At 69.5% G+C, this 18,731-nt stretch carries 14 protein-coding genes; 4 read left to right on the forward strand and 10 right to left on the reverse strand.

The window, feature by feature from the left end:
* Window positions 1-2 precede the first annotated feature (2 nt).
* Window positions 3-1,304 carry a nucleotide sugar dehydrogenase gene (locus tag F0344_RS19180; protein WP_185299947.1) on the reverse strand — a complete coding sequence of 434 codons (1,302 nt, stop codon included), beginning with the start codon at window positions 1,302-1,304 and terminating at the stop codon, window positions 3-5.
* 353 nt (window positions 1,305-1,657) lie between these two features.
* On the opposite strand from F0344_RS19180, the gene metG reads away from it, so the two are divergent.
* A complete protein-coding gene (metG, locus tag F0344_RS19185) occupies window positions 1,658-3,382 on the forward strand; it encodes a methionine--tRNA ligase (RefSeq protein WP_185299948.1) in 1,725 nt (574 codons plus the stop codon).
* 32 nt (window positions 3,383-3,414) lie between these two features.
* Here the strand turns inward: metG and F0344_RS19190 are convergent, their stop codons facing one another.
* The 6 genes from F0344_RS19190 to F0344_RS19215 are packed head-to-tail and all read right to left on the reverse strand — an operon-like array spanning window position 3,415 to window position 9,346.
* Window positions 3,415-4,053 carry a histidine phosphatase family protein gene (locus F0344_RS19190; RefSeq protein WP_185299949.1) on the reverse strand — a complete coding sequence of 213 codons (639 nt, stop codon included), beginning with the start codon at window positions 4,051-4,053 and terminating at the stop codon, window positions 3,415-3,417.
* A gap of 23 nt (window positions 4,054-4,076) precedes the next feature.
* Window positions 4,077-4,631 (reverse strand): FkbM family methyltransferase, encoded by a 555-nt coding sequence (locus tag F0344_RS19195; RefSeq protein ID WP_185299950.1) that lies wholly within the window; start codon window positions 4,629-4,631, stop codon window positions 4,077-4,079.
* Window positions 4,583-6,181, reverse strand: a complete 1,599-nt coding sequence (locus tag F0344_RS19200; protein ID WP_185299951.1) for a hypothetical protein — start codon at window positions 6,179-6,181, stop codon at window positions 4,583-4,585. The genes F0344_RS19195 and F0344_RS19200 overlap by 49 nt, the downstream gene beginning before the upstream one ends.
* Window positions 6,182-6,187: 6 nt before the next feature.
* A complete protein-coding gene (locus tag F0344_RS19205) occupies window positions 6,188-7,336 on the reverse strand; it encodes a glycosyltransferase family protein (protein WP_185299952.1) in 1,149 nt (382 codons plus the stop codon).
* Window positions 7,337-7,355: 19 nt separating this feature from the next.
* Entirely contained in the window at window positions 7,356-8,672 is a 1,317-nt protein-coding gene (locus tag F0344_RS19210; RefSeq protein WP_185299953.1) for a N,N-dimethylformamidase beta subunit family domain-containing protein, read from the reverse strand.
* Complete coding sequence (locus tag F0344_RS19215) at window positions 8,669-9,346, reverse strand: class I SAM-dependent methyltransferase (protein ID WP_185299954.1); 678 nt, start codon at window positions 9,344-9,346, stop codon at window positions 8,669-8,671. The genes F0344_RS19210 and F0344_RS19215 overlap by 4 nt, the downstream gene beginning before the upstream one ends.
* A gap of 270 nt (window positions 9,347-9,616) precedes the next feature.
* Here F0344_RS19215 and F0344_RS19220 point away from each other — a divergent pair, with 270 nt between their 5' ends.
* From F0344_RS19220 to F0344_RS19230, 3 genes are all read left to right on the forward strand, one after another.
* Window positions 9,617-13,144, forward strand: a complete 3,528-nt coding sequence (locus F0344_RS19220; RefSeq protein WP_185299955.1) for an NB-ARC domain-containing protein — start codon at window positions 9,617-9,619, stop codon at window positions 13,142-13,144.
* Window positions 13,145-13,169: 25 nt separating this feature from the next.
* Complete coding sequence (locus F0344_RS19225; RefSeq protein ID WP_185299956.1) at window positions 13,170-14,399, forward strand: damage-control phosphatase ARMT1 family protein; 1,230 nt, start codon at window positions 13,170-13,172, stop codon at window positions 14,397-14,399.
* A gap of 431 nt (window positions 14,400-14,830) precedes the next feature.
* Window positions 14,831-15,655, forward strand: a complete 825-nt coding sequence (locus tag F0344_RS19230; protein ID WP_185299957.1) for a DUF317 domain-containing protein — start codon at window positions 14,831-14,833, stop codon at window positions 15,653-15,655.
* Between the two features lie 210 nt (window positions 15,656-15,865).
* Here F0344_RS19230 and F0344_RS19235 read toward each other — a convergent pair whose 3' ends face one another.
* From F0344_RS19235 to F0344_RS19245, 3 genes are all read right to left on the reverse strand, one after another.
* Window positions 15,866-16,246, reverse strand: coding sequence for a hypothetical protein (locus F0344_RS19235; RefSeq protein ID WP_185299958.1), 381 nt, complete (start codon window positions 16,244-16,246; stop codon window positions 15,866-15,868).
* A 105-nt stretch (window positions 16,247-16,351) separates the two neighbouring features.
* The gene (locus F0344_RS19240; protein ID WP_185299959.1) at window positions 16,352-18,094 is read right to left on the reverse strand and encodes a relaxase/mobilization nuclease domain-containing protein; all 1,743 of its coding nucleotides are present in this window, start codon (window positions 18,092-18,094) and stop codon (window positions 16,352-16,354) included.
* The gene (locus F0344_RS19245) at window positions 18,091-18,579 is read right to left on the reverse strand and encodes a plasmid mobilization protein (RefSeq protein ID WP_185299960.1); all 489 of its coding nucleotides are present in this window, start codon (window positions 18,577-18,579) and stop codon (window positions 18,091-18,093) included. Before F0344_RS19245 ends, F0344_RS19240 begins: the two co-directional genes overlap by 4 nt.
* Between the last annotated feature and the right edge of the window lie 152 nt (window positions 18,580-18,731).

Below are 18,731 nucleotides of genomic sequence, written 5' to 3' on the forward strand. Positions count from 1 at the left end.
TTTCAGAGAGAGTCGACGTGGGCGCCGGCCCCGGCGAGCCGATGGCGGCAGTCGAGGATGTACGGGGCGTGCGCGCTGATCAGGGGGTAGTCGAAGGCGTCGTGGTCGGCGAGGAGGACGACGGCGTCGGCCGCCGCGAGGCGGGCTGGGGTCACATCGACCTGCTGGAGGCTCGCCAAGCCGACGGCGCGGGGATGGGCTTCGTCCAGGACGTGGGGGTCGGCGGCCTGGACCTCGGCGCCCATGCCGGTGAGGAGTTCGGCGATGCGAGTGGCCGGTGTCTCCCGGGCGTCCCCGGTGTTGGCCTTGTATGCCAGGCCGAGCAGCAGGATCCGGGAGCCCTTGAGCGGCTTGCCTCGTTCGTTGAGGCCCGCGACGAGGCGCCGTACCACGTAGTCGGGCATGTGGTTGTTGACGTCGTTCGCCAGCTCGACGAAGCGGAAGTTCTGCCCCAGGGCCCGCTCGACCCGCCACGACAGGTACGAGGGATCGACGGGCAGGCAGTGACCTCCGACCCCGGGGCCAGGGGCGAAGCGCATGAACCCGAACGGCTTGGTGGACGCCGCGTCGATGGCCGCCCAGACGTCGATGCCCAGGTCGTGGGCGAAGATCGCCAGCTCGTTGGCGAGCGCGATGTTCACGTGCCGGAAGGTGTTCTCGAGGAGCTTGGTCAGCTCCGCTTCCTTGCAGCTGGCCACGGGCACGACCGTGTCGACGAGCGACGCGTAGAAGGCGCGGACCGCCTCCATGGAGGACGGGTCGATGCCTGAGACGACCTTGGGTGTGTTCTCCAGCCTCCAGGTGGGATTCCCGGGGTCGATGCGCTCCGGGCTGTAGCCGAGGTGGAAGTCGCGGCCGGCGGTCAGCCCGGAGCCGCGTTCGAGGAGTGGCCGGAACACCTCCTCGGTCGTCCCGGGGTACGTGGTCGACTCCAGGACCACGGTCGCTCCGCGGGTGAGGTGGTGGCCGAGCGTCCGCGCCGCTTCCTCGACGTGCGACAGGTCCGGAGCGCCGTCGCGCAGCGGCGTCGGGACGGTGACGACCGCCACGTCGAACCCGGCGCAGTCGGACGGGTCGACGGTCGGCTGGTAGACGCCGGCGGCGAGGAGAGGTGCCAGTCGCTTGTCCGAGATGTCTTCGACGTACGACTCACCGATCACGAGCCGCTTGATCCGCCCGGCGTCCACGTCGAGACCGACGACGTGGTGCCCGACCTCTGCGGCTCGCACCGCTAACGGGAGCCCGACGTATCCCTGTCCCACGACGACGACGCGGAGCCCGCGGGGCTTGTGATTCCTGGTCATGCGGTCCACCTCACTGAAATTGGGGGCTGGGGGAGCGGGGACGTACACGCGGCGCGGGACCCGCGGTGGGTGGTGGCCGTAAGATGGGGCGCGCCTCGGCCGTACGGGACTCGCTTGGCCGCCTGTCTCGGACGGCCGAGTGCTTTTCGGGTGAGGCATGGGGAGTCGGGAAAACCCGCAGGCTGGCCCAACCCCCGGTTCGATACGATGACGATGGCCTGCAGCCTCGTTCCGTCACCTTGTGTGACGGGTGTGTGCGATCGGAGTGATCGCGTCAGCTGCGGCCTCCCGACCTGGGCCCGCCGTGGCAGTGGCACCGGCGCCGTATTGCGTACGAAATGGAGCATCCAAGGATGGCTCGACACCTGGTAACCAGCGCGCTTCCCTACATCAACGGGATCAAGCACCTGGGCAACATGGTCGGGTCGATGCTTCCGGCGGATGTGTACTCCCGGTACCTCCGCCAGCGTGGTCACGACGTCCTCTACATCTGTGCCACCGACGAGCACGGCACGCCGGCCGAGTTGGCCGCCAAGGAGGCCGGGCTCTCGGTCGCCGAGTTCTGCGCGCAGGCCCACGACGCGCAGAAGGCCGTGTACGACGGGTTCGAGCTGGCCTTCGACTACTTCGGCCGCAGCTCTTCGCAGCAGAACGTCGAGATCACCCAGCATTTCGCGCGCAAGCTGAACGAGAACGGCTTTATCGAGGAGCGTGCGATCCGGCAGGTGTACTCGCCGGTCGACGGCCGTTTCCTTCCGGACCGGTACGTCGAGGGCACCTGCCCGCACTGTGGCTACGACAAGGCGCGCGGCGACCAGTGCGAGAACTGCACCCGCGTCCTCGACCCGACCGACCTGATCGACCCGCGCTCGGCGATCAGCGGTTCCACGGACCTGGAAGTCCGCGAGACCAAGCACCTCTTCCTGCTGCAGTCCAAGCTCCAGCACGAGGTCGAGGAGTGGATCGCGACCGTCAGCGCCGAGTGGCCGCACCTGTCCACGTCCATCGCGCGCAAGTGGCTGACCGAGGGCCTGAACGACCGCGCCATCACGCGGGACCTGGACTGGGGCGTGCCCGTCCCGGCGGACACCTGGCCGGAGCTCGCGGCCGAGGGCAAGGTCTTCTACGTCTGGTTCGACGCCCCGATCGAGTACATCGGCGCGACGAAGGAGTGGGCGGACGCGTCCGCCGACGGCGAGAGCCGCGACTGGAAGTCGTGGTGGTACGAGGCCGACGACACCGTCCGCTACACGCAGTTCATGGCCAAGGACAACGTCCCCTTCCACACGGTGATGTTCCCCGCCACCGAGCTCGGCGTGCGCGAGCCGTGGAAGAAGGTCGACGTCGTCAAGGGCTTCAACTGGCTGACCTTCTACGGCGGTAAGTTCTCCACCTCCCAGAAGCGAGGCGTCTTCACCGACGCGGCCCTGGAGATCCTGCCCGGCGACTACTGGCGCTACTTCCTGATCGCCAACGCCCCCGAGTCGGACGACTCCTCCTTCACCTGGGAGCACTTCACCGCCACGGTCAACAAGGACCTGGCCGACACCCTCGGCAACTTCGTCAACCGCGTGCTGTCCTTCTCCCGTAAGCGGTTCGGCGACGAGGTCCCGGCCGGTCGTGCCGCCGGCGAGGCGGAGGCGAAGCTGGGCGAGGAGATCGCACGGCTGCTCGGCGAGTACGAGGAGCAGATGGAGGCGCTCCAGTTCCGCAAGGCCGCCGCCGCCCTGCGCGCTCTGTGGTCCGCGGGCAACTCCTACCTGGAGGAGAAGGCCCCCTGGCTGGAGATCAAGACCGACGCCGACGGCGCCGCACTGACGCTGCGCACGGCGATGAACCTGATCCACCTGTACGCGGTCGTCTCCGAGCCGTTCATTCCGACTTCGACCGCCGCCATGCGCGGGGCCTTCGCTCTGGAGAACGACACCGCGACCTGGGTGACCGCCGACCAGGCCAAATCCCTGGACACCGTCCCGGCCGGTACCGCGTTCACCGTGCCGCCGGTGCTCTTCGCGAAGATCACGGAGGAGGACCTGGAGTCCTACCGTGAGCGCTTCGGCGGCGCCTCGGAAGGCTGACAGGCATCCTCGCCCCCGTACCGTCCCGGCTCTCATCGGGCGGTACGGGCGTCGAGGAGGCCGGGCAGCTCCGCAGGTGAGGCGTTCATCAGCCGGATACGCGGAGCCGGGCCGCCGACCTCCACCCAGGTGATCCCGGCCGAGCCGGGCACGTGCTGGAGGTAACGGTCGAAGCCGCTCCCGGTCAGCCACAGCAGCAGGCAGGCGATTCCTCCACCGTGCCCGACGAGGACGGTCGTTCGCCGTGCCCCGGAGCAGACCTCGTCCCACAGATCCACATAACGGGCCTGGACATCCTCCGATGACTCGCCGCCCGGAGTGCGAAGCCGGTGGATCGGCACACCGTGGCGAGCGGCCTCAGCGGCGGCGAGATCTCTGGGCCGGCCCCCGAGGTGCCCGCTGTCCTTGGCGGCCAGGCGCTCGTCGACCTGGATGTCGGCCGGGGCCAGCGCGGTAGCGAGAATCTCGGCAGATTCCCGGCCGCGGGACATCGGGCTGACGAGCATCTGGTCCACGGTGATCCCCGCCGCCGCGAGGTGCCCGCCGACCGTCCGTACGTCGGCCCGACCCCGCTCGCTGAGCCTGCCACCGATCGCGCGACCCTGGTGGATGCCCTGGAGGTTCTCCTCCGTCTCACCGTGCTTGATCAGGTAGATGTGTTGGGTGCTCATGGCGTTGTCTCCCCTCATTCCGGTCAGTCCCAGTGGCGGACGTCGACACGTGCGGAAACGGCGGCGGCGACCTGCTCGTGCTCAGCCCGGCTCATGGCGGGGAAGCGGTCGTGGTGCCACTCGACGTAGAGGACGGAGACGAGGTCGATCGTCCCGTCGGCGAGCAGCTTTCTCAGTACGGGGTACTCGGCACCCTCGATGTCCATCTTCACGACGACGTGGTCCCCCGGGGCGACGGTCCGGCGGAGCCAGGCGCTGAAGTCCACCGCGGGTACGGGGACGGGCGAGCTGTAGTCGATCTGCTGGTCGTACATGGGAGGGACCCGCTTGCCGGGCATCACGGTGGAGCTCTCGTGGTGGCCGAGGAAGAGGTCGATCGTCCCGTTCTCGGTCCACACCGCGCTGGGGGAGACCTCGGCCAGGCCGGTGTGGTCGGCCTGCTGGAGGTTCGCGTGGATGGAGGGGAGCAGGCTCACGTTGGGCTCGAAGGCGTAGAAGTCGTGGTCCGGCAGCTCGTGCATGAAGCGCCTCAGCACGACTCCGAGGTTCGCGCCGCAGTCGACGAAGATCTTGCGCATGAGGTGTTCTCCTGGTCGGTCATCGGAGCGTTGAGGTCGATTTCCCGTACGACGCGATCGGCGAGCGTGACGAAGTCGCCGGTCCGGGGGAGGTAGCAGCGCTCCACGTAGCGGACGGTGATGCGGCGTACGGGCTCCTCGCCGCGGTAGGCGGGCAGATCGCCCCACCAGTAGAGCTGGCCTCCGGGCGCCTTGAGGTGACGTAGCCACCGAGGCAGGGGGCTCTTCCGTGTACCGGCGTTGAGCCGGGTGAACATGGTGGTGAGGAAGGCGACGTGCTCGGCCGACCGTTCCTCGTTCCTGTGCGGTCGGCCGTAGGACTGCTTGAGCGCGTGCAGCCGGTCCGGGTCTGCGCCGGCCTGGACGAGGAGATCCCGAAGCCGCCGGTCCCAGACGATTCCGAGGTGGCCGTGGAGGACGGGCTCGTCCGTCAGGAAGTAGCCCTCGACGCGGCCGAACTCGCGCTCGTACGGGCACATGTAGTCGTTGTAGAGACCCCGCGTCTCCCCGGAGGCGGTTTCCACCTGCCAGTGGAGCCGGGCGGTGAAGGGCGCGTCCCACCACCCCAGATGCCAGGGCTGCCACAGCAGGTCGGCGGCGCTGAGCAGGATCACAGCGAGCGCGACCAGCGCGGCCGGCCAGCCGAACGCCGTGCCGTGATCCGTGCCGGGGAGCAGCGCGACGGCTGTCGCGAGGCCGATGTTGGCGGCGACGTTCTCCCAGAAGAGGATGCCGGAGGCGATGGCGACGACGAGGTTGAAGAGCGCGGTCGCCACCAGGATCGCGATCAGCAACCGTCGGTCGAGGAACGCGACCAGCCCGGCGGCCTCCACGACCATCGTGAGGACGTTGACGGGGCGGTCGATGACGCCCGCTCGGCGCAGGAGCCGGGACACCGTCCGGGAGGGGAGGAAGCGCGCCCAGCCCCAGGAGTACGCCGAGGCCACGAGGTAGTGCGTGCGGTTGTGCCAAGCCCATGACCAGGGGCGAGGCCCCAGACGTGCCTTGCTCCAGACCGGTTTGACGTAGTGCGACAGCGAGACGCAGCCGAGCACCAGCACGAGACCGGCCGTGGAGTCGGAAGAGGGCGGGGCGAGGACCGCGGTCACGAGGAACCAGGCGAGGTACGCCTTCAACAGGCGCACCGGCATCATCGCGTGGTGCTGCCAGCCACGCAGCCTGCCGCAGTACACGGCGATCCAGGCCAATAGAGCGGGAGCCCAGAGGCACGAGACGACGGCGAGGAACAGTAGGAGCAGCTTGTCCCGACGCTGCGGACCGATGGGCTCCGTGACGTCGTGGTCGCTCGTCACGCCGCGCCAGGTCAGCAGGGCGATCACGAAGACGACGAACCAGCGCAGCGGCCCGGGCGGGGGCGACGTCCGGAGCGCCAGAGGGGCGATGACCGCTACGGCAGCGCCTACGGCCAGGGGTGTTGGGTGGCGGGCCAGGGCCCGTACGGTCGGGGAGACACCGAGGCGGTAGCACGCCACGACGGCGGCCACGACCGCTCCGGTCGCCACGTACGAGGGATCCAGGGGAGTCGACATGTCCAGCTACCCCGCGACCGGAGCGGGTATCGGCCGGTCGACCGCCGGCAGACTCTCCAGGTACGAGGCGATCCGCTCCCGGGGGTCAGCCGAGAGGTACAGGTCCCGGTGGCGTACGACGTTGTCGCTGAGTGCTCGACCGCGCGCGAGGAATTCGAGGACAGCCCTGCGTTCGATGCGCGGGGCCGAGGTTCCCAGCCCGGCCTCGTCGATGACCTTCGCGCACCAGTGCTGGTCGTAGGTGGGTAACGGGATGAGGTGCACCGGTTTGCCGAGGACGAGCGCCTCGCTGATCAGGTTGAAGCCGGCGTTGGAGAACACGGCCTCCGAGCGGGCCATGTCCGCGATGAACGCATCGCGGTCGAAGGCGCGGATCTCCACGCGGGCGTCGGCGTACCCGCGCAGTGACCTCAACTCCGTCGGCTGTGTGTAGATCCGTAGCGTTCGGTCCGGCACGGACTGGCGGAAGATCGAGGCCAGTTCGCGGACGGACTCCTCCGGGCCGTGGTCGAAGTAGCGGGAGAAGTAGGCCGTGACGAGGGGCTCGGTGGTGACCGGTGCCGATCTGATGAGATCGGGAATGACCGGGGCGATGAACTCGATTCTGCGGTCCTCGGCGTCGAGAGGGACGTAGGAGCAGATGAAGGACCGGTCGACGCGGGGGGCGAAGTACCGCAGTCGCTGCTCGTCGGCTGTACGGGCGTACCGGCCGACGGTGGGAAGGTCCAGGTGTCGGTACTTGCTCTGCTGGTCGATGGAGATGAGTGGTCGGCCGAAGTGGTAGGCGAGGCGCGGGGTGTTGGGCTCGTAGTCGGTGACGAACACGTGGGGGACGCCGCTGCTTCGGACAAGCCGACGCAGTTGGAGGTGTCGGCGGAGACCTTCCGGCGCCTGGCGGATGTTCGCGGCCACGGCGTCGCGAGCGTGGATCCGGTCGTCGCGTGCGAGGAGCGTCGGCATCCATCCGTCCCAGGTGGGGAAGCCGAGGTCCCGGAAGTACGCGACCCGGTCGGAGCCGTTGGTGATGATCCGAACCTGGTGCCCGCGGTCGCGGAGGTACTGGGCGATCGCGCTCTGCCGGACGGTGTGTCCCATGCCGATGCCGTTGACGCCGATGATCACGTTGAGCGGCTGTTCGCTTCCGTTTCCGGACACGAGGATTCCCTTCCTTCGGTCAGGAGAGCCGGGTGATGACATTGCGGGTGACCGCGGAGACCTGGGGATCTGTGGCCAGAAGGCGGGCCCAGTCGGTGGTGGCGGCGGTGAAAACCGTGCCGCCCGCTGTGAAGACGCCGAGGGTGGCGGCCCGGGGGCTGGGCATGGGCTCACGGGCGGCGGAGTTCCAGTCCGGGGGGAGCTCGGCCAAGCCGAGGATCTCGAAGTCCTTCGGCGTTCCGTCCTGCCCGGTGGGGCGCGGTCGGCCGACTTCGTCGTACTCGTAGGCCGCGCCGTCGCACTCGTAGCCGATCAGCGCCCCACCGTGGCCGAGGCTGTCGCCGGTCCTCAGCCCACTTCCCGAAAACACCCAGTGCCCGGCGTCCGTGACGATGAAGCCACGGGGAGAACGGGTGCCGTCCCAGTGACCACCGCCGTTGCGGTAGCTCACGCCCAGGAGTGAGTTCTCCGGCTCAGACTCCCACCAGTGGTCCGGGCAGCCGTACGAGCTGTCCGGGTCGGTACCGGCGGGGGTGCCGGGCGGGAACTTGTCGCAGGACAACCCCGCCCCGTCCGGAGTGACGCCGACGCGCCACCAGCAGGTGTTGGCACCGAAGTTGGCAATGTGGCCGCCGGCGTCACGGAAGGCGGTCACGTGGCGTCGGGTCTCGGTGCTCCAGTATTCGTCGTGACCGGCGGAGACCAGGAGACGGTAGCCGTCACGCAAGAACAGGCCCTCGTGGAGATCCAGGTCGGTGCAGTAGTCGGCCTCGATCCAGTTCCGTTCCATCCACGCGATGAAGTGGGCGTCCCAATGAGCGAACGTCTGCCGGGGGGACGACGGGTCGTACGCGTCCGGCAGGCCCTTCACCGGTCCGCCTACACCGCCCCCGGGACGGCGTGTCGTGATCTGGGAGGCACTGTAGAGGCTGCCGCCGCCCGCTGTGTTGTACGCCTGGTAGGTGAACGTCGGGATCTTGTAGAGGATCCCGCGGCCGGAGGGCGCGGAGGGAGTGACGACGAGGAGGACGCGCCCCTCCCTGGCGTCCAGCGGCGGAGTGCCGGACGGGCGCTCCGTGCCCAGGACCGCGATGTAGACACCGGACCGCCACTCCGGGGGTACGAGGAACTCGTACGCGGGCCACCGCCAGTCGGCGTCGAAACGTCCGGAGGACGCGGCACGGCCGGGCCACTCGACGTGTCCCACATGCTGCGGTGTGGCTCCCCAGCGGTAGAAGTCGACGTGGAAGCTGGGGGCGGTGGTGGAGATGTGCAGGCGCACCACCTCGCCGGCGCGCACGCTGGGCCGGGCCGCGTATCCGTTGACCGCGATCACGCGCCCTCCCTGGGGCGGGCCACACCGGACAGATGGAACGCGTCGATCGTCTCGACGTGGGCGTCCCAACCCAGGCCATCCAGCTGGGAGGTGAGGTCGGCGGGGTCCCGGAGCACCTTCACGGCGACGTGGCGGGAACCGTCGGAGAGGGTGCGACGTACGGTCGGCACCGGCGCCTCGTCCACCCGTTCCTCGATCTGCGCCTTCGCCGACGAGTCATCGAGGAACACCACACGGCCGCCCGGCGCCAGCGCCCACCGGAGCAGGTCCCAGAACGGTTCCATCTCGACCGGCGGCACATGGCTGAGCCAGAAGGCGAAGAACACCGTGTCGTACTGGCGGTCCGGCTCCCATTCGAAGATGTCCGCTTCGATGAAACGGGTCGCGGTGCCCCGCATACGGTCGCGTGCCCGGCGGAGCATCTCCGGTGCCGCGTCCAGCGCGGTCAGGCTGCGGGCCCGGGGGAGGAGCAACCTGGTCCACTGGCCCGTACCGCAGGCGAGCTCCAGGACGTCACCGCTGACCGGTAGCGCGTCAAGGGCCTTCGCGAGCCGCGGCATGCTCATGCGGTCGCTGTACGTGTCGTCGTACTCGCCGGCTCGATCGCGGTAGTAGGCGATCTGCCGTTCGGACCAGTCGTCCGAACCGTGCTGCTGTGCCTTCGCTTCGGCCATCGTGTAACCACACCTCTCGTCTGCCTGCGGAACGGTGGAGCTCCGTGTTGAGCAGACTGCCGAGCTGCGGCGGGCAGCGGGCTGCCGTGGTGTCGCACTCGCGATGCATAACCGCCGCTGGCCAGGCGGCGGGCGCGTTCTCGGCCAGACCTGGCCGGGATGGCCCGGGTGTCGCATCCGTGCTGAACTCCCGTCGCAGTGAAGGCCCTACGCCGCTGGTCAGACCGCCCTACGCTGTTACCGTCGTTGGTGTCGGTCGAAGGAGCTTCGGTGGCCACAGTGCAGCGCTGGACCGGACGGGAGGCGCGCGCTCTGCGGCTCGCGACGCGTCGGAGCGTGCGTGGCTTCGCGTCCTACCTCGGCGTCAGCGACCGGACGGTGTCCAACTGGGAGGCCCGGGGCGAGGAGATAGTCGTCGCACCGGACTCCCAGGCGTTACTCGACACGGCGTTGGAACGGAGCGAAGCGGAGGTGCGGCAGCGCTTCTGGGACTCCGTCGGCGTTCCAACGCCCTCGGTCTCGGCGGCACCGGACCCTTACCTCCCGATACCCGTTCCGGAGCCCGGCTTGGTGCACAGGTCAGAAGATCTCGAAGGGCTCGTCTCCGTCCTCCGGGAGGCGTCGCAGGACGACAGCGTCGCCACGGTCGCCCTGTGCGGCCCTGGTGGATTCGGTAAGACGACGCTGGCCACCCAGGTCTGTCACGACCCCCGCCTCCGGGACTCCTTCTCGGAGATCCTCTGGGTGGAGACCGGCGAGGGATGCACGGCCGCCAGGGTCGTCGAGCTGATATCCGACCTGTGCGTACACCTCGACGGCGATCGCCCGTCCCTCGCGGACCCGGAGCAGGCCGGCTTCCACCTCGCCCGTCTGCTCCAGGGGCGACGTGCGCTCCTCGTCGTCGACAACGTCTGGTCCGCCACCGACCTCGGCCCTTTCCTGCTCGGTGGCGATGACTGCGTACGGCTCGTGACCACGAGGAACGTGCGCGTGTGCCCCAGCTCCGCGCGAGTCGTACGCCTGGGGCCCATGGCCCCGGGCGAGATCCGGGAGCTGCTCGTCCGCAACGTCGGGACTCTGGACCACGCCGAGGCCGCCCGCCTCGCCGGCGTGTGCGGAGGGTGGCCCCTGCTCGCGTCGATCGTCGGGGCGAACGTCTCGCAGGAGGTCGGCTCCGGTGCCCCGGCTGATCGCGTCGTCACGGAGACGAGCGCGACTATCCGCGCGTACGGCCCTCAGGCTTTCGACGTCTGGGACTCCGACCAGCGCAAGAACGCCATCGGGCAGGCGCTTGAGTCCAGCCTCCGCAGCCTCGCGGAGAGCGTCTCGATCGCCGGGCGCACCGACCTGCGGGACCGGTATCTCTCGCTGGCCGTGTTCCCTCCGTCGGTGCCGATTCCCATGTCGGTCCTCACCGACTGGTGGGGCACCGCGAACGGATGGGATCCGCACGTGGTGCGGCAGTTCTGCAGGGTGCTGTCCGACCGGTCCCTGATCAGCGCGTACCTCGCCGACCGGAACGCCATCGTGGTGCACGACGTGTTCCGGTCCTACCTGCGCCATCTGGTCGGTGATCGGTGGGCGGCCCTTCACCGATCCCTGGTGGAGGCGTACCGGCAGCACACGGGCGGCGCCTGGGAGACCCTGGACGAGACGGAGGGGTATCTGTGGCGCCACCTTCCCTACCACCTGTGTGAGGCTGGCCTCGACGCCGAGCTCGTCAGCCTGCTGGCCTCGCCGACGTACGTCATGCGCAAGGTCGCGCTCGTCGGACACCAGTCGCTGACCGCGGACGCCGCCGTGCTCGACGCCCTGCCCGGGCGGCATGAGGTGGGCCACCCGCAGCATCAGGTGTGGGCGACCGCCCGTGCCCTGACCGGCGCCGGATATCTGCTGAACGGGCTGGAGACCCCGGCCGACATCGCCTCGACGCTCTCGATCGTGCTGCGCCGCGCATCTTTGCCCGAGGCCACCCGGTTCCTGGAAAACGCTGCGGGGGAGGGGACAGTGCTCGCCCCGAAGTGGTTGCTGCCCCCGGAGGAGCGCCCCGCTGCGGCGACGGAGCGCGGTCACATCGGTGCGGTAGTCAGCGTGGCCGCCGTCCACGACCTCGTGGCGTCGGGCGGCGAGGACGGGGTGGTCAGGCTGTGGAACCTGAACACGGGCCGACTCCTCCGAGCCCACGAGGCCCACACCGGCTGGGTGTTCGCCACCGCGCTCTCCGCGGACGGGATGGTCCTCGCTTCGGCGGGGGACGACGGAGCGATCCGGCTCTGGCGCACGGACACCGGCGAACCTGTAGGGGTGCTGCCGGGGCACAACCGTCGTATCCGCAGTCTCGCCTTCTCCCCGGTCGACCGCGTCCTGGTCTCCGGTGCCGAGGACGGCGCCGTATGCGTGTGGGACCTGGAGCGGCTCGTGCTCCTGCGTACGATGCGGGCGGCCGGCACCCCCGTCTGGTCCGTGGCGATCGGCGGCGACTCCGACTCGCTCGTGGCCGTGGCCGGCGAGGACGAGTTCGTCCGCCTCTTCGACCTGCGCACCGGCCGCCTCCTGGACGAACGCGCGGCACACCGGGACTGGGTCCGCTCCGTGGCCTTCGCCCCGGGCTCCTCCCTCCTGGCCTCCGGTTCCGGCGACCGCTCCGTGGCCGTGTGGGACGCGGCTGACGGACGACTCGCCCTTGTGCGCAGGATCACCGATCTCAAGGCGCGCGTGCGCGCCGTCGTCCTGGCCGCACACGACGACTTGGTCGTGGCCGCCACGGAAGAGCCGAGAATCCAGGCGTTCTCGGCGGAGAGCCCAGTGGGCGAGACCCAGCTACCGCCGGGAGTGGACTGGGTGCGCTCACTCGCCGGAACGGGAGACGGCACGGTGGTCGCCGGATGCGAGGACGGCGCCATTCGCGTCTGGGCTGTGGGGAAGAGCAGGCTGAGGACCCTGGCCGACGGCTCGAACACCGTGTGGTCCACACAGTTCGCGGCCGGCGGACGCACCGCCGTGGTCGGCGACGGCGTCGGCGGCGTCGGGGTCATCGACACCACGACCGCGACAGTCAGCCGGAGGCTCCCGGCGGCCCACGGACGCGTCTGGTCCCTGGCCTGCGGAGAGGAACACATCGCCGCGGCGTGCGGCGACGGGGCGGTCAGGGTCTGGTCACTGCTCGACACGGCCTGGTCACTCACCCTGAACCAGGACACCCCGCGCACGTGGGCCGTGGCGATGGCCCGTGCGACGCCCCGGGTCGCCGCGAGCACGGGGGACGGACACATACGGTGCTGGGATCTCCCCACCGGGACTCCGCTGTGGAGCCAGGACGTGCACGCCGGACGCCTACGCTCGCTCTCCTTCGACGACGCCGGAGACCTCCTGGCCGCCTGTGGTGGCGACGGTTCCGTACGCGTGTGGCACGCCACCACGGGGGAGTTCCGGAGCCGCTTCAGCAGCCCCAGCGGGTGGGCTCGCGCCGTCACCGTGGACGGATCGGGCAACCGAGTGGCGGTCGGGGCGGGAACCGGCGATATCGCGGTACGGCATCTGGGGACGGACCGCTTCGCCTCCCACCTCTCCGGCCACACGGGCCGCATCCTCATGCTCGGGTTCACGAGCGACGAGGACCGCCTGGTATCCGCCGCGGCGGACGGAACGGTGCGCCTCTGGTCGCTCGGCGAGCAGCGACAGATAGCCAAGGTCAGGGTGGACGCCTCACTGCACTGCGCGGCATTCGAACCCAGGACGGGCGAAGTGCTGGTGGGGAGCGCGGCCGGCGTCGTCGCCCTGGGGATCACGGACACATGAGCGAGAAACGAAGGGCTTGGACACCATGACAGAGAAGACCTCCCGCGCCTCGGGCGAAGAGGCGGCTCGTACCTCCACATCGGCCGCCGCGTCGAATGCTCCGGTCATCCTGAGCAACGAGGCCGGTTCGTTCGCCTGGGGTGTGCTGGCCAAGCGCCACCCTGCTCTTGTCCAGCAGGTGCGAGACGCGTTCCCGTACAGCCGACGCCAGCACGAGGCCCTCGACGCCCTGCTGGACGAGATCACCAACGGTGTTGTCGAACCACTTGCCCCCGCGGAACGCGACCACGAGCGCTGGGCGGTCTCGGGGCAGGAGCACTTCGGCCGCTCCTGGTACGACGCTCCGTTCCTGTGGGCGGAGAGCTACTTCTACCGAAGGCTCCTCGGTGCGGTCGGGTACTTCGGCACCGGCCCATGGCGGGGAGTCGATCCGTTCGCGCCGTTCAAGAAGGCCGAACTGGGAGGCGACGCGGTGGAAGAGGAGCTGCGCGCCCTGGACGCGCTCGCGAACGTGCCGGCCGAGGAGCGGGCCACGGCCCTGGTCCAAGCCTCGCTCTGGGGCAACCGCGCGGACCTCGGCTTCCGCGTCGCGGCAGGGGGACCGGAGGTCGGAGATACCGCCGCCCCCGCGTTGGTCGCCGACGACAGCGTCCTGCTGTGGCAGCTCCTGCCGGTCGGAGCCGGCTCTACGGTCGCCGTGGTGGCGGACAACGCGGGTCGAGAGCTGATCCCCGACCTGATCCTCATCGACCACCTCCTCGAACAGCGGCATGCCGACCGGGTTGTGCTTCACGTGAAGCCCTACCCCTACTACGTCTCCGACGCGATGACGGCTGACGTCGTCGACTGCCTCCGTCGCCTCGTCGAGGCACCGGGTGAGGCCGGCCGGATCGGCGGCCGGCTGTGGAAGGCCATGGCGGCAGGAACCCTGGAGGTCCGAACCCACCCGTTCTTCTGCGCTCCTCAGCCGTACGGGGAGATGCCCGAGGACCTTCGCGGCGAGTTCGAGAGCGCCGCGCTCACCATCCTGAAGGGCGACCTCAACTACCGTCGTCTGGTGGGCGACCAGTTGTGGGACGCCACGGCGTCCTTCGCCGATCTCACCACGTACTTCCCGGGGGCCGTCGCGGCGCTCCGGACCCTGAAGTCCGACGTCATCGTCGGCCTGGAAGAGGGAACGTTGGACGCTCTCGAGCGCTCCGGGGACGCCTGGCGTACCAGTGGCACGCACGCGCTGATTCAGGTGCGGCAGTAGGGCGGGCGAGCGGTACCACCGGTTGGTCCTCTTCCCGGACATCACCAGCCCGGACGGTGCCACCGCCACAGGCCGCTGAGCTGAGGGCTTCCGTCTGATGCCGCGTTCGAGGCCAAGGTCGTGAGAACGCGTCACGGTTCGTGAGGCCCCCAACGGGTGGGGAGTGCCCAGTTCGCCGCGAGCAGACAGGAAAGAGCCGCCGAGCACTGGCCAACGGCCGCTGGAGCATGTCAACGTGGACGACCTTGCAGAACAGCAGGTCAAAGCGTCATGCGCCATGATCGCGTGTCCTGTGATCACCGGATCACCCTCAACGGCTAAGGCCCGGACAGCTGCGTTGCATATCTGACCCGGGCGGCCATCGGCCCCGCGCCGGAAGCTCCCGCCCAGGCGTCGCTGCACCGCCGTTGGCGGCAGAACACTCCCAGCCCTTGGAGGCGCCCCTGTATCCCAACCCTTCGCCGAACCCGTCCATGCCGAACCGAGGTGCCCCGCCCGCCTACTGGGTCGGCCCCCGACATCTGGCCGGTGACGACGGATGTCTCTACGACGTCGTCGCGGATGCACTCGCCGGCCTCGGCTGGACGAGTCTCGTGCTCGTGCGGGGAAGGCAGGTGCCCAACGAGGCGCCGAGCGAACGACAGGTCGTTCGGAGCACAGTGCTCCACATCAGCCCCGACGCCCTCCGTTGGGCCCAGTGGGTGCTGCCGGACGAGCCGTTCCACCTCGGTGGTCTGCCCGTCGCTTGGCAGGTCTCCGCCCGTCCGAGCGTGATGAGCCCGCTGGCGGAATGGTCTGCCTACTTCACCCCCGATGTCCCGGGTGAGGCCGTCACCGACCTCCTCTTCGCACTCGACGCGTGCGAACGGCCCACCGCCGCGTCCATCGGCCCCGCGGCGGTCCTCGACGCGGTCATTGGGCACGGCTGGCTCCGCGACGCTGACCAGCCTCATACAGTGGCGATGCACCCCACCTTCACCTCCCGCCTCAGTTTCGGCGAGGTGCCGCCCCTCATCCAGGATGCAGATCCTCGCGTTCTGACCGAAGGGACAGACGGGTGCGGGCCGATGGGTTGGCAGGCGTGGGCTGAACTCGCCATGGGCGCACCGTACCTGTGGGCTGCTTCGTTCAGTGCCGGCGTGCCGCATGACCTCGTCGCCGCATTCGCCACGTCCCTCAGCTCCAGCACACCGGTACTCCGCCGGGTGCTGCCCGAGAGTACAAAGGACCGGCTTATGTGCGCTCCGGCGGGCTGAGGAGCTGACCAAGCAGCGAGGCCGGGCCTCCCTTGTCGGGAGGCCCGGCCTCGTGCTGTTCTGCTTCGGCGTCACCTGCGCGCTGTGCCTGGCGACTGCCGGGCTTCGGTCGAATCAGACGTGGGATCTACCGTGAATGATCGGAGGCCGGGGAGTATCCGAAGCCGTCGCTCCCGCCTTTACCCCGCCACCAAGTGACGCGGCTCGGCGTCAGAAGGCGTACGGAGCGAAGCGACGGACCGGCTCGGTCACGAGGCCGAGCAGTCGGTCGAGCTCCAGCCGGTCGTCCTCACCCATGAGTTTGACGGCGTTGCCAAGCTTGCTTTCGGTGAGCTGCGACATGAACGGAGCGAGAAAGCGCACCAGTGATTCCGGCGCTTCATCCACCGTCTTTCGGTACTTTCGGTATCGCGCCAGCTGTTGCTGCACCTCTTCAAGGTCGGCGCGAGTGGCCGTGAGGGCAAGGGCTTGTTCTTCCTTGCTGAACGGACGGCCATCGCGGTGAGTCCATGTGTTGGTGTCGGGTCGGTACTTGAAGTCCGAGTCGCAGAGAAGGGCGACGACGGAGGGTTGGACTTCAGTTTTTGGCATGCAAGTGCTCCTCATGGAAACCGGCCGGGGGCGTGCAACAAGGGTCTGGAGAATTGCCGGTTTCCCCAACCGGCGATCGTCGGCTATATTCCGCCGCTCGCCCGGTCAGCGGCGGCGGCTGAGGTCGCTCGCCGCTGTGGCCGCCGACGGTGCTGTGAGCGTCGCGGGCGGCGTACGTCGGTTGTCTCGGGCGGGGGCACCCTGGCGGCTCTCGGGTGCTGCGGGGAGGTGGGCGCTGCGGCGCAGGCGCCAGACGAGGACGTCGCTGATGGACGAGGCGGTGTCGAGTTCACGCCGTCGCGTGGCGTCGGCGAGCAGAGCTGCCGGGTCATGGCCGGCCTGCTGCGCCTCGGCGAGGGTGGTGGCCAGTGCCGGCCAGCCGGGCTCCGCCCGTACTTGATCGCTCAGTTCGGGAAGAACACGGTGAAGGAGCTCGACTTGTCGCTGCCGCATGCGCGGACTCAGGCGCTGGCCTCGCTCCCGGAGGGCGGCCATGGGGTGTTCCGCAGCAGCTTGGTAGGCGGCGCGGAGGTGCTCGGCGGCCTGTTCGGCGGAGGCTGCCTGCTGGCCGTGATGCCTTCTGGCGTGCCAGTTCGCCGCGGTGACGGCGAGGAAGAAGGCCATGTCGATGAGCATGGCGGTGGCGGCTCCGTCTTCGCCGCGGCCGAGGGCGGGGCCGCTGTGGACGAGGTCATGGGCGGCCTGTCGCAGGGCACGGTCGTGCCCGCGTACGGCGCGCACATGGGAGCGGCTGGCCCTCTCGAACACGAAGGCTGCCTGCCGGAGTTCGGCGCGTGTGTGGGCGGCAGAGGTCTTGGAGAGCGCGTCCAGGACCTCCCCTGCTGCGGCGATCTGCGCTGCTGCCGTGCCGTCGTCGCCGTGATCGATGATCAGCAGGGCCTGCCAGCTGGCAGCCGCCGCTCGGCGCCGAGCGAACGCGGGATGGGTCACCGGCGGCAGGGCGGGCTGCACCGGCGCGGGCTCGCCCTCGGAGCCCACCGCCGTGCGCTGGGACCAGCGTTCGCGTAGGCGGGGCAGGGACAGGTCGGGGGAGAGTGTGGAGCCGGCATAGAAGACTGGTTCGGCGTCCTTGTTGCGGTCGTCAGGAAGCGCGAGCTTGTACCCGAGCAGGTCGCCTGATGGTGCGATCCGCTTGCGGACCAGTAGGCCGTCGGCGGCCAGGCGGTCGAAGAACTCGTCCGTGGAGGCAGCGCCAGCTGATGCGCCGCGCACAGCCTCGCGCAGCTTCTCCCGCGCCGTGCGCTCCCGCCCTTGACGTTCGGCCTTGTGGCGTTCGGCGCTGGTGGGGCGTTTGGCTGCGGTGCCGTCGCCGGGGGTGACGCGGTGCAGGTCGTAGTCGGCTTCGATGAGCCGGGCTTCGGCCTGGGCACGTTGGCCGGAGCGGTGGTGGTCGGGGCGGCGGCCGTCCTCACGTACGAGGGTGGCGATGATGTGGATGTGGTCGTCGGCGTGGCGGACTGCGGCCCACCGGCACCCGGCGTCGTCTGCGCCGCCGGAGTCGATGCCGGTGGCCGCCACGATGCGGCGGGCGATGTCGCCCCACTCCTCGTCGCTCAGGACGCGGTCGGTGGCTGCGGCGCGAACGGAGCAGTGCCACACGTGCTGGTCGGGCCGCTGGCCTTCGTCGAGGAGGTGCAGTGGCTGGTCGAGAAGCCGCTGGAGGTCCTCCTTCGTCGCGGAGGGGTCCCGACCGGGGTCAGGTGCCATCAGGTAGTCGAAGGAGGCGACCAGGTGCGGATCGACGTGCTCGTCGCGGGTGCCCTTGCCGTAGAGGTAGTTGAGCAGCCCGCGGGTGCTGCTGCCTTGCTTGTGGATACGGGGGATCAAGCGGTCTCTTCTTTCTGGCCGTTGTTGATCCGCTCGACGGCCGCCTTGGTGGCCGTGGCCGCGCGGCGGACGTCGGCGAGGGTTTCTTCGATGTGGGCGACGTCGCCGCCCGAATTGAGGGTCTTGGTCATCTGGTTGAGGTTGCTGCCGGCCCAGCCGAGTTTTCGGCCCGTGGCAAACAGCTCGGTGAGGATGTCGTGGTCGGCGGCGATGGCTGCGGCGGTGCGGGTCTGGTCGCGGGCGGCGGCCAGGGCGGAATGGGCGAGGAATCCGGCGATGCTCATGCCGACGGCGTCGGCGCTGGCCTGGATGATGCTGTGTTCGCGTTCGCTGAGGCGGACGCTCTGGGCGGGGCGCTGCTTCTTGTCACGCGGGCGCGATTTCCCCTTGGGCCGGCGCTTGCGGACGGCAGTACCTGGCTGCGATCCGCCCTCGGTCGCAGCCCTCCCGACCGGCGCCCCCTGGCGCTGGTCGGACCCCGCCACCCCCGGGGCGGGGCTGGGTTCGGACGCTCCCCCTGCGGGGGAGTGTCCGAACCTCCAACTTGCTCCGCTTTGGGTTGGCGTGGTGTGGGTCGCGTTCTGGTGCACGGGGCTGTTGGGGTACGAATCCTGTATGGAGATCAGCTCCTGGTTGG

The sequence above is a fragment of the Streptomyces finlayi genome (assembly GCF_014216315.1).
GTDB classification, from domain to species: domain Bacteria; phylum Actinomycetota; class Actinomycetes; order Streptomycetales; family Streptomycetaceae; genus Streptomyces; species Streptomyces finlayi_A.